This window comes from Caulobacter sp. GW821-FHT05F04 (genome assembly GCF_059419665.1).
In genome coordinates this window covers 199,340-223,056 of record NZ_JBWKSF010000009.1, presented here as the reverse complement: position 1 = coordinate 223,056, position 23,717 = coordinate 199,340, and the positions used below count along the sequence as shown (strand labels likewise).

Sequence of the window (23,717 nt, the reverse complement as noted above, 5' to 3'; positions counted from 1 at the left end):
GGATAGCACGCGGCCCGGCGCAAGGCGTCCTCGGGCGAAGCGGCAAGAGGTCGCGGCCGCGGAACAGGGCTGTCGCTGATGTTCCGCGGCGCGCGCATGGCGATTAGTTCGCCGGCTTGTTGTCGTCGACTTCTTCGAACTCGGCGTCGACGACGCCATCGTCCGCGGCCCCAGCGCCGTCAGCGCCTTCGGCCGAACCCTGCTGCGAAGCGTACATGGCTTCGCCCAGCTTCATCGACGCCTGGATCAGCGCCTGGGTCTTGGCCTGGATGGCCTCGACGTCCTCGCCTTCCAGGGCGGTCTTCAGCTCGGTGACGCCGGTCTCGATCGCGGTCTTTTCAGTCGCGCCGACCTTGTCGCCATGCTCGGCCAGAGCCTTCTCGGTCGAGTGCAGGATCGCCTCGCCCTGGTTCTTGGCCTCGACCAGCTGCTTCTTCTTCTCGTCCGCGGCCTTGTTGGCCTCGGCTTCCTTGACCATGCGCTCGATGTCGCTGTCCGAGAGGCCGCCGTTGGCCTGGATGCGGATCGAGTGCTCCTTGTTGGTCGCCTTGTCCTTGGCATGGACTTGCACGATGCCGTTGGCGTCGATGTCGAAGGTGACCTCGATCTGCGGCACGCCGCGCGGCGCCGGCGGGATGCCGACCAGGTCGAACTGACCCAGGACCTTGTTGTCGACGGCCATCGGGCGTTCGCCCTGGAACACGCGGATCGTCACGGCCGACTGGTTGTCGTCGGCGGTCGAGAAGGTCTGCGAGCGCTTGGTCGGGATCGTGGTGTTGCGTTCGATCAGCGGGGTGAACACACCGCCCAGGGTCTCGATGCCCAGGGTCAGCGGGGTCACGTCCAGCAGCAGCACGTCCTTGACGTCGCCTTGCAGCACGCCGGCCTGGACGGCCGCGCCCAGCGCCACGACTTCATCGGGGTTGACGCCCTTGTGCGGTTCGCGACCGAAGAAGTCCTGCACCGCCTGCTGGACCTTGGGCATGCGGCTCATGCCGCCGACCAGGATCACTTCGTCGATGTCGCTCTTCTTCAGGCCGGCGTCCTTCAGGGCCTGTTCGCACGGACCGATGGTGCGGGCGATCAGGTCGTCGACCAGGGCTTCCAGCTTGGCGCGCGACAGCTTGATGTTCAGGTGCAGCGGGCCCGAGGCGTTCATGCTGATGAACGGCAGGTTGACCTCGTACTGGGCCGTCGAGGACAGCTCCTTCTTGGCCTTTTCCGCTTCTTCGCGCAGGCGCTGGAGGGCCAGCTTGTCCTTGCGCAGGTCGACGCCCTGCTCCTTCTTGAACTCGTCGGCCAGGTAGTCGACGATCCGCAGGTCGAAGTCCTCGCCGCCCAGGAAGGTGTCGCCGTTGGTCGACTTCACCTCGAAGACGCCGTCGCCGATTTCCAGGATCGAGACGTCGAACGTGCCGCCGCCCAGGTCATAGACGGCGATCTTCTTGCCGTCGTTCTTGTCCAGGCCGTAGGCCAGGGCCGCGGCGGTCGGCTCGTTGATGATGCGCAGGACTTCCAGGCCGGCGATCTTGCCGGCGTCCTTGGTCGCCTGACGCTGGGCGTCGTTGAAGTAGGCCGGGACGGTGATGACCGCCTTGGTCACGGGCTCGCCCAGGTGGGCCTCGGCGGCTTCCTTCATCTTCTGCAGAATGAAGGCCGAGACTTCCTGCGGGCTGTAGTCCTTGCCGTGGGCCTTGACCCAGGCGTCGCCGGTCGGGCCCTTGACGATCTCGTAGGGCACCATGCCCTTGTCCTTTTCGACCACCGGATCGCTGGCGTTGCGGCCGATAAGGCGCTTGATCGCGAACAGCGTGTTGGTCGGGTTGGTCACGGCCTGGCGCTTGGCGGGTTGGCCGACAAGGCGCTCGCCGTCTTCCAGGAAGGCCACGACCGACGGCGTGGTGCGAGCGCCTTCGGCGTTCTCGATCACCTTCGGGTTCTTGCCGTCCATGATGGCCACGCACGAGTTCGTGGTGCCAAGGTCGATGCCGATAATCTTGCTCATTTTGGTACCTGTTCGCTCCTTTAGGCGGACGGTGGTGACGAGGGCCTTCTCGGAAGCGCCCCGGTTTTTCTCGTTCCCGTCCCCGATGGGTTCGTACGCTCTACGGTTAGATCCACATCCTGTTCCGCCGGCGAAAACCGAGCGGGCAAAATGCGTTGTGCGAACTTGACGAGCCCGTCAACCCCGCTTCGAAGCCGGATATGGGGGATGGGTAGCGGGGTGCAAGGCCATAACCCCATACCGCGAGGGGGATTCTGTCCTCAAGACAAAGAAAAATGGCCGCACCCCTGTGGAGCGCGGCCAGGAAATATATCACGTTATCGAGGATTTAGCTGTTCTTGCCTACCCAGGCGGTGATGGCCGGCAGGCGCTGCTGGCGGATCTTGGCGCGGTTCAGCACCGAGGCGGCGGCCTTGTCGGCTTCCTTGCGCGAACCTTCCGCCAGATTGGCCGCGGCCCAGGCCTTGATCTTCTCGGCCATGGCCGGGTTCGACGAGCCGGCGCCCAGACCGGGGATGAACCGGGTGCGCGAGGTGGAGTCGACCTTTTCGTTGACCTTGTCCTTGTTGGCCACGGCCCAGTCGAAGGTCATGTCCGGATGCGCGCCGGCGACGCGTGAAATCATCGTGCTGGACATGGTCTCGCCCGGCTCCGGCGTCAGGGCCAGTTCCAACGCCTTCCTGGCCAGGGTCTCGTCCTCGGCCGAGGCCAGCAGCGAGAACAGCTGGGCGCGGATCAGCGGGGTCTTCTCGGCCAGGGCCTGGGCATGGATGGCGTCCCAGGTGGCGGCGTCGGCGTGACGGGCCACGACGCTGAGGATGGTCTTGCGCAGCGGACCGGGGATGGCCGACGGATCGGTCTTCTCGGCGTTGAACCGGCGGGTGGCCTCGGCCACGACCTCCGGGTCACCCAGGCCGCCCAGCGCGCCAATCAGTTCGCCACGCAGGATGGCGGTGCTGTCGGGCTCGCCCGACCGGGCGGTCCAGCCCACCTTGGCCAGCAGCGGGCGCAGCTTGGCGACGGCCAGCTTGCGGAACGCCGCGCGTTCGGCCGGCATGCCCTCGTAATAGCTGTTGATGCTGGAATAGACGCCGGCGATCTTCGAGAACACCTGCGGGTCGGCGTCGGCCGGCGTGGCCTTGGCCAGGTCGAGGAAGTCGGTGGCGGGCTGGTAGCCGGCCAGGCCCATCGACCAGGCGTCGCTCATCACGCCCAGCTGGTCGATCGCCGGCAGCTTGGCGAAGCTCTGGACGATGCCGCCGAAGCGCTCGGCGCCGTATTGGGTGCGGAAATAGCCGTTCTGGCCGGCATTGACCACGACCGGGCCGCAGCCGTCGACCGTGACCGAGCCCTTGCCGCCGGTGACCAGCGTCTTGGCCTCGCCGCCGCCGACGGCCTGGACGGTGACGGGCACGCGCCACAGCAGAGGCTTCTTGCCCGGCATGTCCTTGCTGAACTCGCCCTGCGTCAGGGTCAGGGTGGTCTTGCCGGCAGCGCAGGTCGCCGCGTCGACGGTGATCAGCGGCACGCCGGGCTGCAGGGTGAAGTCGTGGGCGATGGCGGTGATCGGCTTCCTGGCCGCGCCCTCGACCGACGACCACAGGTCGTCGCTGACCGTGTTGCCGTGGGCGTGCTTCTTCATGTAGGCGCGCACGCCGTCGCGCCAGGCGTCGTGACCCACATAGCTTTCCAACATGTGGATGACGGCTTCGCCCTTCTGGTAGGTGATGCCATCGAAGGCTTGGCTGGCCTGCTCGACGGTGGTCACATGCTGAACCACCGGATGGGTGGTCGACAGGGCGTCCAGGCCCATGGCGTATTCGCGGCCGCCCACGGCGTTCAGGTTGGCGTTCCATTCCGGGTGGAAGTGCTCGGTCGCCCGGCCCTCCATCCACGAGGCGAAGCCCTCGTTCAGCCACAGGTCGTCCCACCAGGCCATGGTGACCAGGTCGCCGAACCACTGGTGGGCCATCTCGTGGGCCACGGTGGTGAAGACGGTCTGCTTGTCGCTCTCGGTGGAGATCTTCGGGTCCAGCAGCAGGGCGTATTCGAAGTAGAAGATCGCGCCCCAGTTCTCCATCGCGCTGAAGAACTGGCTGCGGCCCGGAGCGGCGATGTTGTCCAGGACCGGCAGCGGGTACGGGGTGCCGAAATAGTCGTTGTACCAGGGCAGGATGTCGGCGGCCGCCTTCAGGGCGAACTGCGCCTTGGGGGTGTCGCCCTTCTTTGTGACCACGCCAACGTCGGCGCCGGCGGCCCTCACCGAGGCGCGATCGAACTCGCCCAGGCCGAAGAACAGCAGGTAGGTCGACATCTTCGGCGACGTCGCGAACTTCACCAGGGTCTTGCCGTTCCCCAGGTCCTTGGACGCGGCGATCGGCATGTTGCCCAGCGCCATCTGGCCGGTCGGGATCGTCGCCTCGACGCTATAGGTCGCCTTGTAGAACGGCTCGTCCCACGAGGGGATGAAGCGGCGGGCGTCGGAGTTCTCGAACTGGGTGTAGATCGCGCGCTTCTTGCCGGTCTCGGTCTCGTAGTCGAGCGCGAACAGGCCGGCGGCCTGGGTGTAGATCTTGCCCGTGTAGTCGAGAGCCAGGACGTACTTGCCCTTCGGAAGCGGCTTGGCGAACGTGAAGCTGGCGGTCTGGGCCTCGTCGTCGACCTTGACCTTCGCGACGCCCACGCCAGCGATCTCGGCCTTGGAGAACGCCAGGTCGGCGGCCTGTAGGGTAACGGTCGCGGTCGGCTCGACCACCTCGATGGCGATCTTCACGCTGGCGGCGAAGGTCATCTTGTCCGCATCGGGCGTGAACGACAGGTCGTAGTGCGTGGGCCGGACGTTGCGCGGCAGCTGGGTCGTCACCGAGGCGAAGGTCGCGCCCTTGCTCCCGGCCTGGGCGGCGGCGACGGTCGGCTTGGCTTTCACGACGGTCGCGGCGGACGCGGCGCCGGCGGCGAACAAAATCACGGCGACGGCCGCGGAGGACATAAGACGGCGCATGTACGGTCCTGATATGGAAAAATAGTCCGGCGCCCGCGCCGGAGGCGCAAACCAACACCTTCCGTCCCTATGGCGCGTCTTAAATTTCAGTAATGTTTCAGCCCCTCTCCGTTATTCCCGGTTTCGACCTCTGGCCCGGCCTGCTGGACCTGTCGGCTCAGCGCGCGCTGATCGACGCGGTGATGGCCGCGGCGAAGACGGCCCCGTTCGCCCGCTACGACACGGCCCATGGCAAGGCGATGAGCGTGGCCATGACCGCCTTCGGTCCGTTGGGCTGGACCAGCGACAGGGCGGGATACCGCTACGCCGAACGCCATCCGGGCACGGACCAGGCCTGGCCCGAGATGCCGCAAGCGCTGCTCGATCTCTGGAAGGCGCTGGGCGACCCCGACACCCCGCCGGACTCCTGCCTGGTGAACCTCTATCGCGGCGAGGCCCGCATGGGCCTGCACCAGGATCGCGACGAGGCCGATCCAGCCTTTCCGGTGCTGTCGGTCTCGCTGGGCGACACGGCGGTGTTCCGGATCGGCGGGATCAGCCGCAAGGATCCGACGCGGAGCCTGAAACTGGCCTCGGGCGATGTCTGCCGGTTGTCGGGTCCCGCGCGGCTGGCCTTCCATGGCGTCGACCGGATCCTGGCGGGATCTTCGAGCCTCGTGCCGGACGGCGGGCGGATCAATCTGACGCTCCGCCGGGCGAGGCCGGCCTAGGCGTCCTCGTCTTCGAGCGCCTCGCGCATGGCCTTCAACGCCGCCTGCAGCCGCGACTGCGGCGGTCCGTCGGCGCTCGAGATCAGCACCTCGACCCCCGGCGCCACGCGATAGCGATGCGCGGGTTCGGGCACGTTCCAGCGGGAGCGGAAGCGCTGCTCGATCTCCAGCCGTTCGGTCCGGCCGGTCCAGACGGCCAGCGCGCTCTCGAAACCCGACGGACGCCCGGCCAGTTCGGCCTCCAGCTCGCGCAGATAGTCGCCGATCGCCTCAAGATCGTTGCCTGCCCGCTGCATGGCCCGGATGAGCCGCAGCCGGGTCAGGTGGTCGTCATCGAAATTGGCCCCGCGCCCGCGCGCGTCCGGCGGCGGCAGCAGGCCCTCGGCGACATAGTAGCGGACGGTGCGCTCGGAGATGTCGCACAGGGCGGCGAGATCCCGAGCTGTATAGCGAGGCGGATCGTCGGTCATGTCGACATACTGACAGTTCAGTGTCGCATTTCAACTGTCTATTTTATAAGTTCGGACACGAAAAAGGCCGCTCCTTTCGGAGCGGCCTTTTTGTCGGTCGATCGGAGGCCGGATCAGCCGCGCAGCTTGCGGGTGATGACTTCCAGGTCGTGGTTCAGGGTGCTGTCCTCGGCGCGCAGGGCCTCGATGCGGCGCACGGCGTGCAGGACGGTCGTGTGGTCGCGACCGCCGAAGCGACGGCCGATGTCCGGCAGCGAACGGGTGGTCAGCTGCTTGGCCAGCCACATGGCGGCCTGGCGCGGACGGGCCACGGCGCGGTTGCGGCGCTCGCTGAGCAGGTCGGCCTGTTTCATGCCGTAGTGGTCGGACGTCGCCTTCTGGATGTCGTCGATAGTGATGCGCTTCTCGCCCGACCGCAGGTGCGGACGCAGGACCGCCTGCACCTCGTCCAGAGTCATGCGCGACAGGCCCTCGCCCGCGCGGGCCGACAGGGTGTTCAGCGCGCCTTCCAGCTCGCGGACGCTGTCGGTGAAGCGGTCGGCCAGGAACTGCAGCACGTCCGGACGCATGGTCGGCTCGAAGCCGTGGGCCACGGCCAGGGTCTGGATCTTACGTTCCAGGATGCCCAGACGCAGGTTGCGGTCGGCCGGCTCCAGGCCGCACACTAGGCCCGCCGACAGGTGCGAGCGCAGGTGGGCGTCCATCTCGGTCATGGCCGACGGCGGACGGTCCGCCGAGAACACGACCCGGCCGCCGTCGCCGACCAGGGCGGTCAGGGTGTGGAACAGCTCTTCCTGGGTCGACTGCTTGCCGGCGATGAAATGCACGTCGTCGATGATCAGCAGGTCCGCGGCGCGCAGCTCTTCCTTGAAGGCCGCCGTCTGGCGATCCATCAGGGCGCGCACGAAGGTCGACAGGAAGCGTTCGGCGGTCAGATACACGACGCGCTTTTCCGGCGCGTTGCGCATGGCCTCCCAGGCCAGGGCGTTCAGCAGGTGCGTCTTGCCGAAGCCGTAGGGGCCGTGGAACAGTACGGGATTGAAGTGGCCGTCGGCCCAGTTGGCGATCCGGCGCGCCACGGCGTGGGCGAACTCGTTGGCCGGACCCGGGACGAAGGTCTCGAAGGTGAAGCGCTCTTGCAGACCCTGGGTGCGGGTCGACTTGGTGATCGGGGCCGGCACGTCGCTGGACACCGGCAGAACGATCTCGATGGGCTCGGCGGCCACGGCCTTGGGGGCGGCCTCGACATAGGCGGCGCCGTTACCAGCCAGAGCGGCCTCGAACTCCAGGCGCGACTTCAGATCGATACGACGCCCGGTCGGGTCGTTGGCGGCCCACAGCTCGCCGATGCGGCGCCAGGCGCTGCGACGGATCCAGTCGCGGGCGATGCCCGTCGACGTGACCAGGACGACGTCGCCGGCCGCGGCCTCGCGCAGAGCCGCCGGAGCGATCCATGACCCGAAGGCCGCATCGCCAAGCTCGCGTTTCAGAGCCACGCAAACCTTCGACCACACACTCGTCGCCGGCTCTACAGCCGCCGCGATCGCTGTCGAGAAGTCCTGGCTGGCCACCCCGCCCTTCATCGTCATTCGTCCACCGCCTTGTACAAAAAACAACCGCCGCTACCATTCCTGCCGCCCGCCCCCCATGGCGTACGGCCGGTTCACTCAACGCACACAGGTTCTTACCCGGCGAACACAATGGGTCCGCCGCCGCCTCGTTTTTTCCAAGACTGGAGAAGCGCTGAGACGCTTAAACTAGCCAGCGGCGGGGGCCGGTCAAACGGAAAACTTGCGTCCGAGCCCGGATATTTCTGTTGACTCGCGAGAGCCCCTCGCCCGGCAAGGGAATAGTGAAGTCAGCTACTCAGATCACAGATTGCAACGACAGGAATAGGGCGTTGGATTCAAAGCAAAAGCCGACCAGGCGGACCTGATCGGCTTTTGTAAATACTTGAAATCGTTAGACGAACAGTGTTCGTCCAGAATTTGGACTAGGCGGCGGCCTTGTCCAGCTTCTTCAGACGGGCCGCCAGACGCGACACTTTGCGCGAGCCCGTGTTGGGGTGAACCACGCCCTTCGAAACCGCGCGCATCAGCTCCGATTGAGCCTCCACGAAAGCGGCCTTGGCGACGGCCACATCGCCCTTGGCGATGGCGTCTTCGAACTTGCGCAGGAAGGTGCGCACGCGCGAGCGACGAGCGGTGTTGACTTCGGTGCGGCGAGCGATCTTGCGGATCGCTTTCTTGGCGCCGGGATTATTGGCCATTAGGTCGGACCTTCAAACGGACAGCCACGCGGGCGGCCGCGAAGCAGGGAAAATAGAGCGCGCGGATATACGGGAAGCGCCGGCCGGGGTCAACGGTCCACAGGCGGAATCCTGCGAGCCATCCTGACGCAATCGTTTCTAAGCGTGACAGCCGGAAGAGGAGCCCGGTTCCGGCGACGCTCACGCATAAAAAGGACATGCGGCAGATCACACGCCCTTGAACGCCGGCTTCCGTTTCTCGACGAAGGCGGCCATGCCTTCCTTCTGATCTTCGAAGGCGAACAGCGAATGGAACAGGCGCCGCTCCAGCGCCACGCCCGTCGTCAGGGTCGTCTCATAGGCGGCCTCGACCAGTTCCTTGTTCATGGCCACGGCCAGCGGCGACTGGGCGGCGATCTTCGCCGCGACGGCCAGAACCTCGTCGATCAGCGTGTCGGCCGGGAAGACCCGCGAGACCAGACCCGAGCGCTCGGCCTCCTCGGCGCCCATCATCCGGCCGGTCAGGATCATGTCCATGGCCTTGGACTTGCCGACGAAGCGGGTCAGGCGCTGAGTGCCGCCGATGCCCGGCGAGACGCCCAGCGTGATCTCGGGCTGGCCGAACTTGGCGGTGTCGGCCGCCAGGATGAAGTCGCACATCATCGCCAGCTCGCAGCCTCCGCCCAGGGCGTAGCCGGCGACGGCGGCGATGATCGGCTTGCGGCACTGCTCGACCGCCCGCGCCCCGGCCGTGAAGAAGTCGGCCTTGAACATCTGGGCGTAGCTCTTGTCCGACATCTCCTTGATGTCGGCGCCGGCCGCGAAGGCCTTGGCCGAGCCGGTCAGCACGATGCAGCCCACCGCGTCGTCGGCCTCCGCCGCGGCCAAGGCCTGGGCCAGCTCGCCCAACAGCGCCGTGTTCAGCGCATTCAGGGCCTCGGGCCGGTTCAGGCGGATCAGGGCGACGCCGGGCGCGGCCTCGGGCGCTTCGACGATCAGGGTCTGGTACTCGGCCATCGATGAGTCTCTCCTGCTTGAGCGGTGCATTTATAGAGAGCCGGGCGGCGTTGGGGAGCCCTTTAGGCGGCCGGTCGCCGATGCTTGACCGCCGCCTGAGATTTAGACCAGACTCTGATTCAATTTTGAGTGGCGTCGTGGCCTTGCATCTGTCCGCGCGCTTGTGGGCAGGGAGTTTCGGCATGGGCGTCTTCATCGGTACGTCGGGCAACGACACGATCGACGGCGGCCCCGTCAACGACACGCTGATCGGGCTCGATGGCGACGACATCCTCAGGGGCGGCCAAGGCCACGATATCCTCGAGGGCGGCCCCGGGGACGATCTACTCGATGGTGGGACAGGCTCCAACACCGCCGACTACACCCGCGCCACAAGCGGGGTGACGGTCGACCTGACGCTCACCGGCCCGCAAGTCACGGGCGGCGCCGGAACCGACACCTTGAAGTCCATCGGAGCGCTCCTAGGCTCCGACGTCGCCGACCGGCTGACCGGGGACAACCTCTCGAACCGCCTCGTCGGCAACGGAGGTGATGACGTCCTGCGCGGTGGCGGCGGTGACGACGCTCTCTACGGCGGGCTGGGCGACGACGTGCTCGACGGCGGCGCCAACGGTCAGTGGGGCGATGGGGCCAGCTATACCGATGCGACCAGCGGCGTAACGGTCGACCTCTCGAAGTCCGGCCCGCAGGCGACCGGATGGGGAAACGACACCCTGATCGGCATTGAAAGCGTTGACGGCTCGGCCTTCAACGATGTGCTCACCGGCGGCCTGGGCGCGGACGCTCTCTACGGCAACAACGGCAATGACATCCTGCGCGGCGGGGCCGGCGACGACGTCCTGGTAGGCGGCAATGGCGACGACATCGTCGATGGCGGCGACGGTTTCGATACCGTCGACTTCGGCCTGGTCAATTCAGGAGACTGGGCTTTCTCCGGCGCGACGGTGGATCTCTCCCTTGCCGCTCCTCAGGGGCCGGCCGGACAGCAAAAGACCTATATCAGCATCGAGCGGGTGGTCGGCGGCCTCGGCGCCGACCTTCTCAAGGCCGGCGCGACCGGCGCGACGCTGGAGGGCTCCGACGGCGCGGACATCCTCTACGGCGGGACCGGGGACGACATCCTCGACGGCGGCTACGGCGACGACACCTTCTATATCGGCGTTGGCGACGACAAGGTGACCGGCGGCTTCGGAACCGACACGGTCCACTTCGTGGCGGGCGCGACGGCCCTGAACCTGGATCTGAGCACCTTCAATAACGGCCAGTTCGCCGCCGGCGGCCTCTCGATCAAGGAAGTCGAGGTCATCGGCTCGATCACCGGCAGCGCCCAGAACGACAAGATCACAGTCGGCGCGGGCTATGCCGGTTCGGTCACGATCTACGGCGGGGCCGGCGACGACGTGCTGGTCGGCGGTGGCGGCGACGACATCATCCGCGGAGGGGCCGGCGTCGACACCATCGATGGCGGCGCCGGCAAGGACACGGTCCGCTACGCGGGGACGATGCGGGACTACCGCGTCGTCACCAACGGTGACGGCTCGATCACCGTTACCGATCTGCGCGCGGGGGCGGCCGACGGCGTTGACCACCTGACCAGCATCGAAACCCTGGCCTTCGCGGCGGAGCCCTCGATCGGCGAGGTCTCGGCGCGGGTGCTCAACATCCTGAGGCTGCCCGCGAGCGGTGCGGGCGCGGCCTTGTCTCAGACCCTGTTCGCCCAGTGGCAGACCGGCCAGCTGTCGGACGACCAGGTGACCAAGGCCATGGTCGACGCCGCTGACGCCACGACCTCGGTGGCCTCGATGAGCTACCAGTTCTTTACCGGCAAGGTCCCCACCCAGGGCGGCGTCGACTTCTTGATCGCGCCGACGGGGCCGAACCCGACGAACCTGAACAGCGCCTATTACGCCGAGTTCAACACGGTGAACCGTTACATCAACTTCGCGGTGAACCTGGGCAAGAAAGGCGAGGGCGCCGATAATTTCCTCGGCGGCTATCAGTACCTGTCGCTATTTGACGCCACCAAGAAGGCCTATGCGGCGATCTTCGGCGGCACGCCCAGCGACGCCAAGGTCCACAGCCTGATCGACAGCCGCGTGGACTATCTCGCCTATTACGGCGGCGACGGGCCGGAGGGCATGGGAACCAAGGCGGCCATGGTCGGCTTCCTGCTGGCGGCGGCGGCGACCGAGAACCTGGGCGTGATGGCCCGTTCGAACGACGCCTGGCTGACGGACCTAGCCGACGGCATGGCGCCGTACGCGGTCAACATCCTCGATCCGGCCGCCGGCTACTACAAGACCGAATACATCTTCGGCGGCGGCTAGCTCACACCTGGCAGACAGGGCAGAAGAAGGTCGAGCGGCCGGCCTGGACCTGGCGGGCGATGACGCCCTCGCAGCCCGGCGTCGGGCAGGGTTCGCCCTCGCGGTCGTAGACGCGGAAGCGGTGCTGGAAATAGCCCAGCGCCCCGTCGGCGGCGGCGAAGTCCTTCAGGGTGGAGCCGCCGACCTCGACGGCCTCGGCCAGCACCTCCTTGATCGCGAGGGTCAGGGGCGCGAGACGCTTCTTCGCGATCCCGCCCGACGGCTTGAACGGCGAGATGCGCGACCGGTGCAGGGCCTCGCACACATAGATATTGCCCAGGCCCGCGACGGTGCGTTGGTCCAGCAGCAGGGTCTTGGGTCCCTGCTTGCGGTTGGCGAACGCCTTTTCCAGCGTTTTGGCGTCGAAGCTCTCGCCCAGCGGCTCAGGCCCCATGGTGGCGAACCAGGGATGATGGCTGACGCGATCGGTGGGGATCAGGTCCATGAAGCCGAACCGGCGCGGATCATAATAGGTGACCATCGCGCCCTCTTCGGTCTCGAAGACGATGTGGGCGTGCTTGTCGTCCGGCTTGACCTCGCGGGCGAAATCGCCGGGACGGACAGCGCCCTCCGGCGCGGCGATCTCGAAGCGGCCGGTCATGCCGAGATGCATCACCAGGGTGTCGCCCCGGTCCAGCGGGGCGAGGATGTACTTGGCCCGGCGATCGAGGCGCAGGATCTTCGCGCCCGTCAGCCGCTGGACGAAGCCATCCGGCAGGGGAAAGCGCAGGTCAGGCCGGTTGGCGCGAACACGGGCCAGGCGCGCGCCGGACAGGACGGGCTCGAGACCGCGTCGCACGGTCTCGACTTCGGGCAATTCGGGCAAGGATCATTCCTTAAGGCGATGACGCGGCGCGAGGCGCAAGCTAATAGCGGACGTTCATATAGTAAGAGCGCGGCCCAAGGACGTCATGAGCAACACCTCCGCCAGCTTCGGTTTCAAGGACGTCGACGCCTCGCTGAAGGCCGGGATGGTGCGGGGCGTGTTCGACCGCGTGGCCAAGAACTACGACATCATGAACGACCTGATGAGCGGCGGCGTGCACCGGCTCTGGAAGGACGCCGTGGCCGCGCGCCTCAACCCGCAGCCGGGCGAGGTGATCATCGACTGCGCCGGCGGCACCGGCGACATGGCCCGCCGCTTCGCCAAGATGGCCCGGAGCGCCCAGCAGCGCCGAGGCGGCCCCGACGCGACCATCAACATCATCGACTACAATGCCGAGATGATCATGGCCGGCATCGAGCGGGGCGGCGAACCGGAAATCACCTGGACCGTCGGCGACGCCCAACGCCTGCCGCTGCCGGACGCCTACGCCAACGCCTATGTGATCTCGTTCGGCATCCGCAATGTCACCGACATCGACGCGGCCCTGCGCGAGGCCCGCCGCGTGCTGAAGCCGGGCGGCCGCTTCCTGTGCCTGGAGTTCTCGCGTCCGGTGACCGAGGCCCTGGCCAAGGCGTATGACGCCTACAGCTTCAAGGTCATCCCGCAGGTCGGCGAGTGGGTCGCCAAGGACCGCGAGGCCTATCAGTACCTGGTCGAGAGCATCCGCCGCTTCCCCGACCAGCGCACCTTCGCCGGCATGATGGAAAACGCCGGCTTCAAGCGGGTGACCTTCACCAACTTCACCGGCGGCGTCGCGGCTCTGCACCAGGGCTGGGCGCTCTGATTTGCTGATGGCCTTTTTTTCTCCCGACTTCCCCGGCGAATGCCGGGGCCCAGATCACGGGGCTGAGCTGCGCCAGGTTTGGTCAGCGCTCAGGCTGTATCTGGATCCCGGCATTCGCCGGGAAGATCGGGGTGAAGGGAAGGGGCGCGCCAAGTGACAAACGTCTCCGCGCTTCTACGCCTGACCGGCGCGGGCTGGGCCCTGGTCCGGGCCGACGCCCTGATCCCGCGCGAGGTCGAGCCGCAATTGCCGCCGTCGGCCAAGCTGGCGGGGCGGCTGCTGCGCCTGTTCGCCGGCGGGGCGGCCAGGCGCGGCCGGCCGGGCGAGCGCCTGGCGCGGGTGCTGGAAAAGCAGGGCCCGGCGGCGATCAAGATGGGCCAGTTCCTGTCGACACGGGCCGACATCTTCGGGACCGCCTTCGCCGAGGACCTGTCGCACCTGAAGGACCGCCTGGCCCCGTTCCCGCTCGAGACGGCCAAGGCGGAGATCGTCCGCAACCTCGGCAAGCCGCTGAGCGAGGTCTACCTCGAGATCGGCGAGCCGGTCGCCGCCGCGTCCCTGGCCCAGGCTCATCCGGCGGTGTTGATCGACGGCCGCAAGGTCGCGGTGAAAGTGCTGCGGCCCGGCGTCGAGCGCCAGGTCGCCCAGGACAGCGCCGTCCTGCGCCTGGCCGCGCGCCTGGCCGAGAAACTGGCCCCCGCCGCCCGCCGCCTGCGCCCGACCGAATTCGTCGAGGTCGTGATCCGATCGCTGGACCTGGAGATGGACCTGCGCTTCGAGGCCGCCGGTTGCGCCGAGCTGGGCGAGGCCATGGCGGTCGATCCCTATATGCGCGCGCCGCTGGTCTGCTGGGAGGGCGTCGGCAAGCGGGTCCTGACCCTGATCTGGGCCGAAGGAACACCCCTATCCGACCCCGCCGCGTTGGAACTGCCCGGCCTGGATCGCAAGGCCCTGGCCGAGAACGTCACCCGAGGTTTCCTGGCCCAGGCCCTGGACCACGGCCTGTTCCACGCCGACCTGCACGAGGGCAACCTGTTCGTCGCCGCGCCAGCCGAGGTGGTCGCCGTCGACTACGGCATCGTCGGTCGCCTGGGTCCCGGCGAGCGTCGCTACCTGGCCGAGATCCTCTACGGCTTCCTGAACCGCGACTACGCGCGGGTGGCCAAGATCCATTTCGACGCCGGCTATGTCCCCGCCCATCAGGACATGGACGCCTTCGCCCAGGCCCTGCGCGCCGTCGGCGAGCCGGTCTTCGGCCGCAACGCCCGCGAGGTCTCGATGGGCCGGCTCCTGGCGCAGCTGTTCGAGATCACCGCCCTGTTCGACATGGCCCTGCGGCCGGAGCTGGTGCTGCTGCAGAAGACCATGGTCACGGTCGAGGGCGTCGCGCGCCGCATCGACCCCACCCACGATCTGTGGGCCGCCGCCGACCCGGTGGTGCGCCGCTGGATCGGCCGCGAGCTATCGCCCGCCGCCAAGGCCCGCGACTTCGCCGAGGAAGCCCTGCGCGCCATCAAGGCCCTCGCCCGCCTGGCCGAGGCCCCGCCGGCGCCCGTCCCGGTCAAGGTGGAGCGTGACCAGACCTGGCCACTGCTGTGGTTCCTGGTCGGCGCGGCGACGGCGGGCGCGGCGTTCGTGACGGGCCTGCTGCTGGCGCGGTAGCCTTACCCTTCCGCCTGTTCCCGCCGCTTGGCCGCCGAAGCCCGGCGCGCCTCGCGGGTCTTCTGTTCGTCCCAGTAGGCCGCGCCCTCGTCCGGCTTGAACATCGTGCGCGGCGCGCCTTCGCGCGACACCACCGCGAAGACATTGCCCTTGGGATCGTAGATCAGCAGGTCGCCGTTCGCGCGCTTGAGCGTCTCCGCGCCCTTGGGCGGGTCGCTGACGAAGGCGTGGACCTTGGCGACATAGTCGTCGGTCGACCGGGCGTCGAAGGTCTTGCCGTTGCTCTGGAACGAACGCTCGGCGTTTTCTTCGGCCGTACGGGTGCGATTGGCGGCCCAGTACGGCTTGCCCGCCACCAGCTTGACCGGCGCATCGCGCGGATCGGCGCGGCGGACGCCCTCGCCCCTGCCGCCGTCGGTGGTCTCGGTCGGAGACCCAGCCTCCACGCTGGCGCGCTCGCCGGCCTTGGGCGCCTTGACCGCCGACGCCCCGCTATCGCAGGCCGAAAGGCTCATCAGGCCGAGCGCGGCCACAACGCCCGCCGAGATATGTCGCACAACCTTCATGATCGTATTCGCCCCATAACTCTATCTATGCGATTACTGAACGAAAGCGGAACGAGAGTCGAGTCCCTATCTTCGCCTTGTGATTGCCGGTCGGATTGCCTCTGGCGCTTTGGTTCGAGCGTGGGCATGTGCAGGGGACGAGACGAACGCGGAAAGCGGAGCGCGACGTGAGCGGAAAACGGGTTCTTCTGATCGTTGGCGGCGGGGTGGCGGCCTACAAGGCGCTGCTGCTGACGCGTCTCCTCCGCAAGGCGGGCGTCGGCGTGCGGCCGATCCTCACCAAGGCCGGCGCCGAGTTCGTCACGCCGCTGTCCCTGGCCGCCCTGGCCGAGGACAAGGTCTATCAGGAGCTGTTCTCCCTGACCGACGAGCACGAGATGGGCCATATCGAGCTGTCACGCTCGGCAGACCTGATCGTCGTGTCCCCCGCGACGGCCGACCTGATCGCCAAGGCGGCCCATGGCCTGGCCGGGGATCTGGCTTCCACCACCCTACTGGCCACCGACAAGCCGGTTCTAATGGCCCCGGCCATGAATGTGAGGATGTGGCTGCATCCGGCCACCCAGCGCAACATCGCCGCCCTGAAAGCCGACGGCGTCAGCTTCGTCGGGCCGGACGAGGGCGCCATGGCCTGCGGCGAGTTCGGCCCCGGCCGCCTGGCCGAGCCGGAAGAGATTTTCGCGGCGATCATGGCGCTCCTTGAAGGAAAGGCCGCCCGGCCGCTGGCCGGGAAGAAGGCCCTGGTCACCGCCGGCCCGACTTTCGAGCCGATCGACCCGGTGCGCGGGATCACCAACCGCTCCAGCGGCAAGCAGGGCTTCGCGATCGCTGAGGCGCTGGCGAAACTCGGCGCCGAGGTCACCCTGATCGCCGGCCCAGTCGCCCTGCCGACCCCGGTGGGGGTCAAGCGGATCGATGTCGAGACCGCCCGCCAGATGCTGGCGGCCAGCCAGGCGGCCCTGCCGGCCGACGTCGGCGTGTTCGTGGCCGCCGTCGCCGACTGGCGGGTGGACGAGGCGTTCGGGACCAAGCTGAAGAAGGAAAAGGGCGGCCCGCCGGCCCTGACCTTCGTCGAGAACCCCGACATCCTGGCGACCCTGTCGGCCACCGGACCCTTGCGGCCGAAACTGGTCGTCGGCTTCGCAGCCGAGACCGACCATGTCGAGGAGCACGCCCGCGCCAAGCTGGCCCGCAAGGGCTGCGACTGGATCATCGCCAACGACGTCACCGAACCGGGCGTGATGGGCGGGACCGAGAACGCCGTGCTGTTGATCACCAAGGACGGGCTTGAGCGCTGGGACCGCGCGGCCAAGGATCAGGTGGCGGCCCAAATCGCGAAGCGGATCGCCGACGCCCTCGCTTAAGCGGCGCTGGCCGGAGGCCCGGCAAATCAGCTACAGCCGGGCGCACCTTTCCAGATCAGGAGCCGCCAGCATGTCCGCCATCCCCGCCGGCCTCGCCATCCGCTTCAAGCGCTGGGACGGCAATGCCGACCTGCCGGTTCCGGCCTATGCGACCGCCGGCGCGGCGGGCTTCGACCTCCGCGCCCATGTTCCCGAAGACGAGCCGATCGTCCTGAAGCCGGGCTCGCGCTGTATGGCCCCGACCGGCTTCTCTGTGGCGATTCCGGACGGTTATGAGATGCAGGTGCGCCCGCGCTCGGGCCTGGCGTTCAAGAACGGCGTCACGGTGGTCAACGCCCCGGGCACCGTCGACAGCGACTATCGCGGTCAGGTCTGCGTGCTGCTGATCAATCTGGGCGAAGAGGATTTCACCATCCGCCGGGGCGACCGCATCGCCCAGGGCGTGATCGCGGCGGCCCCGCAATGGACGCTGGTCGAGGTCGACGACCTGGACGCCACCGACCGGGGCGCGGGCGGCTTCGGCTCGACGGGCGTCTAGACTTTATCCTGGATCGCGCGGTGGCCGCCAAAAATGGCGGTCACCCTTGGCAATCGCTCAGACGGCCGGGTGGATAGCCCGCAGGCCCAGCATCAGATAGCCGCCAAAGCCGGCCGCGAAAGCAGCCGCAGCCATCCAGAGCACCGGGCGGATCATGTCGAGCGGCGTCTGAGGGTGGGACTTCATCTGAACCTCCTGCGACCTTCAGCGGGGCCGGCGAATACTGACGCCGGAGGAGATACGCGCTCCCGAACCGTTGGTTGCCGTTGGGGAGCGGCTTTTAGTCTGTCGTGATTCCGGCGCAAGAAAAATCGTGGCGTGTCGTCGCAGGGTCAGGCTCACGCGGCTGCCGAGACCGCGACGGCCCGTCGGCTCGACGATGTCCAGGAACCTTTCGTCGATCGTTGATTTTTGGACGGGTGCGTCCATTTATCCCTTGAAGGGCGCGTCGGACCCCAGTATCCGGCGCCTTCGAACTTTCGATCGGAACAGATCATGGCCTCGCCGGAAACCTCCGCGAACAGGAAGAGCAAGCTGGTCCCGATGATCGCCGGAGGGGCCATCCTGGCCGGCGTGGTCGTCGGCGGGACGTTCTGGTTCCTCGACAAGCAGCACTTCGAGAGCACCGACAACGCCTTCGTCCAGGCCGACACCGTGTCGGTCAGCCCGCAGGTCTCCGGCTATGTCGCCGAGGTGCTGGTGGCCGACAACCAGCGGGTCGAGGCCGGCCAGGTGCTGGCCAAGATCGACCCCTCGACCTTCCAGGCGCGCCTGGATCAGGCGATCGCCAACGCCAGCGCCGCCGACGCGGCCATCCGCGCCATCGACGACAAGGCCAGCCTGGAGCAGGCGATGATCGCCCAGAAGGCGGCCGGCGTGACCAGCGCTCAGGCCGACGCTGGGCGCGCCAAGGCCGACCTCGAGCGCTACGACGCCCTGGCCAAGCAAGGCTGGGTCTCGCAACAGAAGGTCCAGACCGAGCGCGCCGGAGCCACCCAGACCGCGGCCGGCGTCGCCAGCGCCCAGGCCGCTCTCGAGGCCGAGAAGCGCGCCGCCCAGTCGCTGGGCTCGGCCAAGGCCCAGACCATCGCCCAGGCCGCCGCCGCCCACGCCGCCGTGGAGCAGGCCAAGCTGGACCTGGAGCGCACCGTGATCCGCGCGCCCGCCGGCGGCGTGGTCGGCGCCCGCTCGGTCCGTCCGGGCCAGTTGGTCCAGCCGGGCGTGGCGCTGATGTCGATCGTGCCGCTGGGCCAGGCCTATATCGTCGCCAACTTCAAGGAGACCCAGGTCTCGCGCATCCGTGTCGGCCAGCCGGTCGAGATCAAGGCCGACGCCTTCGGCAAGCAGAAGATCGTCGGCAAGGTCGACAGCTTCGCCCCCGCCACCGGCCAGGAGTTCGCCCTGATCCCGGTCGAGAACGCCGTCGGCAATTTCACCAAGATCACCCAGCGCCTGCCGGTCAAGATCGTGGTCGACCGCAGCCAGCTCGGCCAGGCCCTTCGCCCGGGCCTGTCGGTCGAGATCAAGGTCGACGTCCGCGACCGGTCGGGCCCCTCGTTCGCCGAGGCCGGCCAAGCCACGCCGCAAGTCGCCCGCCAGGGCGTGGATCGCTAGAGCGAAGGAGCGCGTCATGACCGACGCCGCCCTGCCCGCCGCCGCTCCCCAGGCCCCGACAAAACCCGAGGTCGACTGGACCAAGCTGTTCCTCGGCTTCGGCGCCATGGTCATCGGCCAGTTCATGGCCATCCTGGACATCCAGATCGTGGCGGCCTCGCTGCCGCAGATCCAGGCCGGCGTTGGGGCCAGCACCGACCAGATCAGCTGGATCCAGACGGCCTATCTGATCCCCGAGGTCGTGATGATCCCGCTGTCGGGATACCTGTCGCGCCTGTGGGGCACCCAGCGCCTCTATCTGATCTCGTGCACCGGCTTCATCGTCATGAGCGTGCTGACGGGCCTGTCCTCGTCGATCGACATGATGATCCTGACGCGGGCTCTGCAGGGCTTCATCGGCGGGGCGATGATCCCGACGGTGTTCGCCGTGGCCTTCACCGCCTTCCCGCCCGAGCGGCGCATCACCGCCAGCGTGATCATGGGCCTGATCGTCACCCTGGCCCCGACGGTCGGTCCCACCCTGGGCGGACACCTGACCGAGGCGTTGAGCTGGCGCTGGCTGTTCTTCATCAACGTCCCGACCGGGTTGGTGGTGCTGTTCGGCGTCTATCGCTGGGCCGACTTCGACAAGGGCGATCCCAGCCTGGCCAAGGGCTTCGACTGGTTCGGGCTGATCGTCATGGCGATCTTCCTGATGAGCATGCAGTTCGTGCTGGAAGAGGGCGCCAAGGACGACTGGTTCGACGACAGCGGCATCCTGTGGCTGACCGTGGTCGCCGTCCTGGGCGGGGTGACCTTCATCTGGCGACAGCTGACCTACAGGAACCCGATCGTCGAACTGCGCGCTTTCGCCAATCGCAACTTCTCGGTCGGCGTGCTGATGACGGCCGTCTCGGGCGCCAGCCTGTTCGGCGGCACCTTCCTGCTGCCGCAGTTCCTGGGCCGGGTGCGCCACTATTCGGCGTCGGAGGTCGGCACCACGATGATCGTCTCGGGCCTGTCGATGTTCCTGACCGGGCCGATCGCCGGCCGCCTGGTTCGCAAGACCGACCCGCGCGTGCCGATGTTCATCGGCTTCATTCTGGCCGGCTGGGGCATGTACATGGCCCACGGCGTGACCAAGGACTGGGGTTTCTGGGAATTCGCCGGCGTCCAGGCTTGTCGCGGCGTCGGGGTCATGATCGCCATGATCGCCACCCAGCAGATCACGATGAGCACCCTGCCCCCGCATATGGTCAAGAACGCCTCCGGCCTGGTGAACCTGTCGCGCAACACCGGCGGGGCCATCGGCCTTGCCCTGCTCGCCACCTCGATCTCCCAGCAGACGGCGCTCTACTACGACGACCTGACCTCGAAGGTGACCCAGGGCGGCGCGACGGCCGGCATGATGGCAGGCCTGATGGAGCGGATGCAGCAGTTGGGCGTCGCCGACCCCGGCGGCGCGGCGCGCAAGGCCATCGGCGGCATGTTGCAGCAGCAGGCCACGGTCATGGCCTTCGGCGATAGCTTCACCCTGCTGGCCATCGGCTGCTTCGTCGCCGCTGGCGTCTCGCTGCTGGCCGCGCCGGTCAAGAACGCCGCCCCGCCGCCTTCGGACGCTCACTGATGCCCGGAGTTTTCTGATGCCAAGGGTGCCCGGACAGATCGACGTCGCCAAGACCGAAGCCATCCTCGACGCCGCCGTCGAGGTGATCGGCGAACGCGGCCTGGCCGCTCCGATGGAGGCGATCGCCCGCCGCGCGGGGGTCTCCAAGCAGACGGTCTACAACCACTACGGCTCCAAGGCCGAGCTGATGCGGGCCTTGATGAACCGGCGGGTCGAGGCCATCACCGCCTCGCTGCGTGAACCGGGGGCGGTGGACAACCCGACCGAGACGCTGGAGGCCTATGCCCGCTCGGTGCTGGAAACGGTGATCACCAGCAAGAGCTACTCGATGATGCGGGTGATCATGCTGGGATCGGGCGAGATGCCCGACGTCGCCAAGGAGGTCTTCGAGGCCGGCCCGTTGAGCGCCCGCCGGCAACTGGCGGCGTTCCTGAAGACCGAGACCGAGCTGGGCCGGATGAAGGTGGAGAATTTCGACCAGGCCGCGGAGTTCTTTTCCGGCATGGTCATGGGTCACAGCCAGCTGCGCTCGCTGCTGCGCCTGCCGTCCGACAAGACGCCGGACGAATACGGCCGCCTCGCGCGGGAGGCGGCCGTTCGTTTCATGCGGGCCTACGCGCCGTAAGCGCGATTAGCCGAAGTGGCCGCCGGTCTTGGCGGCCATGGCGCTAGAGAAGCCTTAAGCCTCTTCGGGGTCCGGCATGCCCATCATGTGGAAACCGGCGTCGACGTGGACGACTTCACCCGTGGTCGACTTGCCAAGATCCGAGGCCAGCCACAGGGCGCAGCCCGCGACGCCTTCCATCGAGGTGTCTTCCTTCATCGCCGAGAAGGCGCGGCCCTGGGCGATCATGCCGCGGCCGCCCGAGATGCCGGCCAGCGACAGAGTGCGCATGGCGCCGGCCGAGATGGCGTTGGCGCGGATGCCTTTGGGACCCAGGTCGCGAGCGATGTAGCGGGTCGAGGCTTCCAGAGCCGCCTTGGCCACGCCCATGGTGTTGTAGTTCGGGATCGTCCGCTCCGACCCCAGATAGGTCATGGTCACCAGCGAGCCGCCGTTCGGCATGATCTTGCTGGCGCGCTTGGCGACATCCACGAAGCTGAAGGCCGAGATGTTCATGGCCGTCAGGAAACCTTCGCGGGTGGTGTTGTCCACGAACGAGCCCTTCAGCTCGTTCTTGTTGGCGAAGGCCACCGAGTGGATCACGAAATCCAGCGCGCCGAATTCCTTCTCGATCAGCGCGAAGGCCGCGTCCATCGAGGCGTCGTCGGTGACGTCGCAGGGGATCATCGTCTTGACGCCGATGCTCTCGGCCAGCGGGCGCACGCGGCGCTCCAGGTCCTCGCCCTGATAGGTGAAGGCCATCTCGGCGCCCTGGGCGGCCAGCTGGCTGGCGATGCCCCAGGCGATCGAGTTGTGATTGGCCACGCCCATGACGAGGCCCTTCTTGCCCCGCATCAGCTCGCCCTTGGGGAACGCGTATTCGTCGGCCATGTGTCGGGCCCTTTCCGGAAGTCGTTGACCGCTGGTTAGCAGGCGGCTCCGCCGGGCGGAACCCTCCCCAACCTAGTCGGCGCGGCTGAAGATCAACGTGCCGTTGGTGCCGCCGAAGCCAAAGCTGTTGGACATCACCGTCTGCAGCGGCTTGTCGACGCGCTGGCGCAGGATCGGCAGATCGGCGAACTCGGGATCCAGCGTCTCGATGTTGGCGCTCTCGCAGGCGAAGCCGTTGTTGAGCATCAGGATCGAGTAGATGGCCTCCTGCGCGCCAGCCGCGCCCAGGCTGTGCCCGGTCAGCGACTTGGTCGACGAGATCATCGGGGCCTTGTCGCCGAAAACCTCGCGCACCGCGCCCATCTCCTTGCTGTCGCCGACCGGCGTCGAGGTGCCGTGCGGGTTCAGGTAGTCGATGGTCCGGCCGCCGGCGTCGGCCATGGCCAGCTTCATGCAGCGCGCCGCGCCCTCGCCCGACGGGGCGACCATGTCATAGCCGTCGGAATTGGCCGCATAGCCCACGAGTTCGCCGTAGATCTTGGCCCCGCGCGCCTTGGCGTGCTCGTACTCCTCCAGCACCACGACGCCCGCGCCGCCGGCGATCACGAAGCCGTCGCGGTCCTTGTCGTAGGCGCGGCTGGCCACCGCCGGGCGGTCGTTGAAGTTGCTGCTCATGGCGCCCATGGCGTCGAACAGGTTCGACAGGGTCCAGTCCAGCTCCTCGCAGCCGCCGGCGAAGATGATGTCCTGCTTGCCCATCTGGATCTGCTCGGCGCCCGCGCCGATGCAGTGGGCGCTGGTCGCGCAGGCCGAGCTGATCGAATAGTTGATCCCGCGGATCTTGAACCAGGTCGACAGCACCGCCGACGGACCCGAGCTCATGGCCTTGGGCACCGCGAACGGACCGATCCGCTTGGGACCCTTCTCCCTCGTCGTGGCGGCGGCCTCGACGATGACGCGGGTGGACGGGCCGCCCGAGCCGACGATCAGGCCGGTGCGCTCGTTGGAGATGTCGCTCTCCTCAAGGCCGGAGTCGGCGATCGCCTGCTCCATGGCGATGTGGGCGTAGGCCGTGCCGGGCGCCAGGAAGCGGGCGGCGCGGCGGTCGACCAGCGGCTCCCACTCGATCTGGGGCGCGGCGTGGACCTGACAGCGGAAGCCGAGCTCGGCATATTCCGGCGCGGCGATCACGCCGGACTTGGCTTCCTTCAGGGACGCCAACACCTCATTGGCGTTGTTGCCGATGGACGAGACGATCCCCAGTCCGGTGACGACGACGCGACGCATATCGTAAATCCTCTTCTCCCCCTCGAAATCCGCCAGGGGCCAGCTCTCCCAAATCCCCGAGCGCGGCGTCGCCGCTCCCGGAATGGCCGGTCTCGTCT

20 protein-coding genes are annotated in these 23,717 nt (G+C 67.6%); 9 read left to right on the top strand and 11 right to left on the bottom strand.

The features are described 5' to 3' along the window. Window positions 1–103 precede the first annotated feature (103 nt). Both dnaK and AC07R7_RS21995 read right to left on the bottom strand, forming a co-directional pair. Window positions 104–2,005, bottom strand: coding sequence for a molecular chaperone DnaK (gene dnaK, locus AC07R7_RS22000; RefSeq protein WP_492839033.1), 1,902 nt, complete (start codon window positions 2,003–2,005; stop codon window positions 104–106). 328 nt (window positions 2,006–2,333) lie between these two features. Further along, window positions 2,334–5,006: a M1 family metallopeptidase gene (locus AC07R7_RS21995; protein WP_494636580.1), complete on the bottom strand. Its 2,673-nt coding sequence runs from the start codon at window positions 5,004–5,006 to the stop codon at window positions 2,334–2,336. A gap of 92 nt (window positions 5,007–5,098) precedes the next feature. Here AC07R7_RS21995 and AC07R7_RS21990 point away from each other — a divergent pair, with 92 nt between their 5' ends. Beyond that, complete coding sequence (locus tag AC07R7_RS21990) at window positions 5,099–5,716, top strand: alpha-ketoglutarate-dependent dioxygenase AlkB (protein ID WP_494636579.1); 618 nt, start codon at window positions 5,099–5,101, stop codon at window positions 5,714–5,716. Here the strand turns inward: AC07R7_RS21990 and AC07R7_RS21985 are convergent. The 4 genes from AC07R7_RS21985 to AC07R7_RS21970 form a co-directional block, all read right to left on the bottom strand. Then, a complete protein-coding gene (locus AC07R7_RS21985) occupies window positions 5,713–6,186 on the bottom strand; it encodes a MerR family transcriptional regulator (RefSeq protein WP_494636578.1) in 474 nt (157 codons plus the stop codon). The genes AC07R7_RS21990 and AC07R7_RS21985 overlap by 4 nt on opposite strands. A 113-nt stretch (window positions 6,187–6,299) precedes the next feature. Continuing rightward, on the bottom strand, window positions 6,300–7,775 hold the full coding sequence (gene dnaA, locus AC07R7_RS21980; RefSeq protein ID WP_492887278.1) for a chromosomal replication initiator protein DnaA: 1,476 nt from the start codon (window positions 7,773–7,775) through the stop codon (window positions 6,300–6,302). Window positions 7,776–8,179: 404 nt separating this feature from the next. Beyond that, window positions 8,180–8,455: a 30S ribosomal protein S20 gene (gene rpsT / locus AC07R7_RS21975; protein ID WP_004617408.1), complete on the bottom strand. Its 276-nt coding sequence runs from the start codon at window positions 8,453–8,455 to the stop codon at window positions 8,180–8,182. A gap of 207 nt (window positions 8,456–8,662) precedes the next feature. Continuing rightward, entirely contained in the window at window positions 8,663–9,451 is a 789-nt protein-coding gene (locus AC07R7_RS21970) for an enoyl-CoA hydratase (protein ID WP_492887279.1), read from the bottom strand. A 182-nt stretch (window positions 9,452–9,633) separates the two neighbouring features. On the opposite strand from AC07R7_RS21970, the gene AC07R7_RS21965 reads away from it, so the two are divergent. Beyond that, window positions 9,634–11,778, top strand: a complete 2,145-nt coding sequence (locus tag AC07R7_RS21965; RefSeq protein WP_494636577.1) for a hypothetical protein — start codon at window positions 9,634–9,636, stop codon at window positions 11,776–11,778. Window position 11,779: 1 nt separating this feature from the next. On the opposite strand, the gene mutM is transcribed toward AC07R7_RS21965, so the two are convergent. After that, window positions 11,780–12,643, bottom strand: a complete 864-nt coding sequence (mutM, locus tag AC07R7_RS21960) for a bifunctional DNA-formamidopyrimidine glycosylase/DNA-(apurinic or apyrimidinic site) lyase (RefSeq protein WP_494636576.1) — start codon at window positions 12,641–12,643, stop codon at window positions 11,780–11,782. A gap of 85 nt (window positions 12,644–12,728) precedes the next feature. Here mutM and AC07R7_RS21955 point away from each other — a divergent pair, with 85 nt between their 5' ends. Both AC07R7_RS21955 and ubiB read left to right on the top strand, forming a co-directional pair. Next, window positions 12,729–13,487, top strand: a complete 759-nt coding sequence (locus tag AC07R7_RS21955; RefSeq protein WP_492887282.1) for a class I SAM-dependent methyltransferase — start codon at window positions 12,729–12,731, stop codon at window positions 13,485–13,487. Window positions 13,488–13,640: 153 nt separating this feature from the next. Beyond that, window positions 13,641–15,149: a 2-polyprenylphenol 6-hydroxylase gene (ubiB, locus tag AC07R7_RS21950; RefSeq protein ID WP_494636575.1), complete on the top strand. Its 1,509-nt coding sequence runs from the start codon at window positions 13,641–13,643 to the stop codon at window positions 15,147–15,149. A gap of 2 nt (window positions 15,150–15,151) precedes the next feature. On the opposite strand, the gene AC07R7_RS21945 is transcribed toward ubiB, so the two are convergent. Beyond that, a complete protein-coding gene (locus AC07R7_RS21945; RefSeq protein ID WP_494636574.1) occupies window positions 15,152–15,715 on the bottom strand; it encodes a hypothetical protein in 564 nt (187 codons plus the stop codon). Window positions 15,716–15,882: 167 nt separating this feature from the next. Here AC07R7_RS21945 and coaBC point away from each other — a divergent pair, with 167 nt between their 5' ends. Together coaBC and dut are read left to right on the top strand one after the other, a co-directional pair. After that, window positions 15,883–17,079, top strand: coding sequence for a bifunctional phosphopantothenoylcysteine decarboxylase/phosphopantothenate--cysteine ligase CoaBC (gene coaBC / locus AC07R7_RS21940; RefSeq protein ID WP_492887285.1), 1,197 nt, complete (start codon window positions 15,883–15,885; stop codon window positions 17,077–17,079). A 70-nt stretch (window positions 17,080–17,149) separates the two neighbouring features. Next, window positions 17,150–17,617 (top strand): dUTP diphosphatase, encoded by a 468-nt coding sequence (dut, locus tag AC07R7_RS21935; protein ID WP_492887286.1) that lies wholly within the window; start codon window positions 17,150–17,152, stop codon window positions 17,615–17,617. Between the two features lie 57 nt (window positions 17,618–17,674). On the opposite strand, the gene AC07R7_RS21930 is transcribed toward dut, so the two are convergent. Next, on the bottom strand, window positions 17,675–17,803 hold the full coding sequence (locus AC07R7_RS21930) for a hypothetical protein (RefSeq protein ID WP_492839018.1): 129 nt from the start codon (window positions 17,801–17,803) through the stop codon (window positions 17,675–17,677). Between the two features lie 309 nt (window positions 17,804–18,112). Here AC07R7_RS21930 and AC07R7_RS21925 point away from each other — a divergent pair, with 309 nt between their 5' ends. Genes AC07R7_RS21925 through AC07R7_RS21915 form a run of 3 tightly spaced genes read left to right on the top strand, consistent with a single transcriptional unit; the run spans window position 18,113 to window position 21,462 of the window. Continuing rightward, entirely contained in the window at window positions 18,113–19,231 is a 1,119-nt protein-coding gene (locus AC07R7_RS21925; RefSeq protein ID WP_492839017.1) for an HlyD family secretion protein, read from the top strand. 16 nt (window positions 19,232–19,247) lie between these two features. After that, window positions 19,248–20,837: a DHA2 family efflux MFS transporter permease subunit gene (locus AC07R7_RS21920; RefSeq protein WP_492887288.1), complete on the top strand. Its 1,590-nt coding sequence runs from the start codon at window positions 19,248–19,250 to the stop codon at window positions 20,835–20,837. A gap of 16 nt (window positions 20,838–20,853) precedes the next feature. Continuing rightward, on the top strand, window positions 20,854–21,462 hold the full coding sequence (locus AC07R7_RS21915; RefSeq protein WP_492887289.1) for a TetR/AcrR family transcriptional regulator: 609 nt from the start codon (window positions 20,854–20,856) through the stop codon (window positions 21,460–21,462). A 54-nt stretch (window positions 21,463–21,516) separates the two neighbouring features. On the opposite strand, the gene AC07R7_RS21910 is transcribed toward AC07R7_RS21915, so the two are convergent. After that, entirely contained in the window at window positions 21,517–22,332 is an 816-nt protein-coding gene (locus AC07R7_RS21910) for an enoyl-ACP reductase FabI (protein ID WP_494636573.1), read from the bottom strand. A 72-nt stretch (window positions 22,333–22,404) separates the two neighbouring features. Then, window positions 22,405–23,619, bottom strand: coding sequence for a beta-ketoacyl-ACP synthase I (fabB, locus tag AC07R7_RS21905; RefSeq protein ID WP_492839013.1), 1,215 nt, complete (start codon window positions 23,617–23,619; stop codon window positions 22,405–22,407). Between the last annotated feature and the right edge of the window lie 98 nt (window positions 23,620–23,717).

Coding starts and splice junctions, on each gene's coding strand:
- AC07R7_RS21990 (WP_494636579.1), top strand. CDS start 5,099: ATGTTTCAGCCCCTCTCCGTTATTCCCGGTTTCGACCTCTGGCCCGGC.
- fabB (WP_492839013.1), bottom strand. CDS start 23,619: ATGCGTCGCGTCGTCGTCACCGGACTGGGGATCGTCTCGTCCATCGGC.
- dnaK (WP_492839033.1), bottom strand. CDS start 2,005: ATGAGCAAGATTATCGGCATCGACCTTGGCACCACGAACTCGTGCGTG.
- AC07R7_RS21985 (WP_494636578.1), bottom strand. CDS start 6,186: ATGACCGACGATCCGCCTCGCTATACAGCTCGGGATCTCGCCGCCCTG.
- AC07R7_RS21945 (WP_494636574.1), bottom strand. CDS start 15,715: ATGAAGGTTGTGCGACATATCTCGGCGGGCGTTGTGGCCGCGCTCGGC.
- dnaA (WP_492887278.1), bottom strand. CDS start 7,775: ATGACGATGAAGGGCGGGGTGGCCAGCCAGGACTTCTCGACAGCGATC.
- AC07R7_RS21915 (WP_492887289.1), top strand. CDS start 20,854: ATGCCAAGGGTGCCCGGACAGATCGACGTCGCCAAGACCGAAGCCATC.
- AC07R7_RS21920 (WP_492887288.1), top strand. CDS start 19,248: ATGACCGACGCCGCCCTGCCCGCCGCCGCTCCCCAGGCCCCGACAAAA.
- AC07R7_RS21965 (WP_494636577.1), top strand. CDS start 9,634: ATGGGCGTCTTCATCGGTACGTCGGGCAACGACACGATCGACGGCGGC.
- rpsT (WP_004617408.1), bottom strand. CDS start 8,455: ATGGCCAATAATCCCGGCGCCAAGAAAGCGATCCGCAAGATCGCTCGC.
- AC07R7_RS21910 (WP_494636573.1), bottom strand. CDS start 22,332: ATGGCCGACGAATACGCGTTCCCCAAGGGCGAGCTGATGCGGGGCAAG.
- AC07R7_RS21970 (WP_492887279.1), bottom strand. CDS start 9,451: ATGGCCGAGTACCAGACCCTGATCGTCGAAGCGCCCGAGGCCGCGCCC.
- AC07R7_RS21955 (WP_492887282.1), top strand. CDS start 12,729: ATGAGCAACACCTCCGCCAGCTTCGGTTTCAAGGACGTCGACGCCTCG.
- AC07R7_RS21930 (WP_492839018.1), bottom strand. CDS start 17,803: ATGAAGTCCCACCCTCAGACGCCGCTCGACATGATCCGCCCGGTGCTC.
- AC07R7_RS21995 (WP_494636580.1), bottom strand. CDS start 5,006: ATGCGCCGTCTTATGTCCTCCGCGGCCGTCGCCGTGATTTTGTTCGCC.
- dut (WP_492887286.1), top strand. CDS start 17,150: ATGTCCGCCATCCCCGCCGGCCTCGCCATCCGCTTCAAGCGCTGGGAC.
- AC07R7_RS21925 (WP_492839017.1), top strand. CDS start 18,113: ATGGCCTCGCCGGAAACCTCCGCGAACAGGAAGAGCAAGCTGGTCCCG.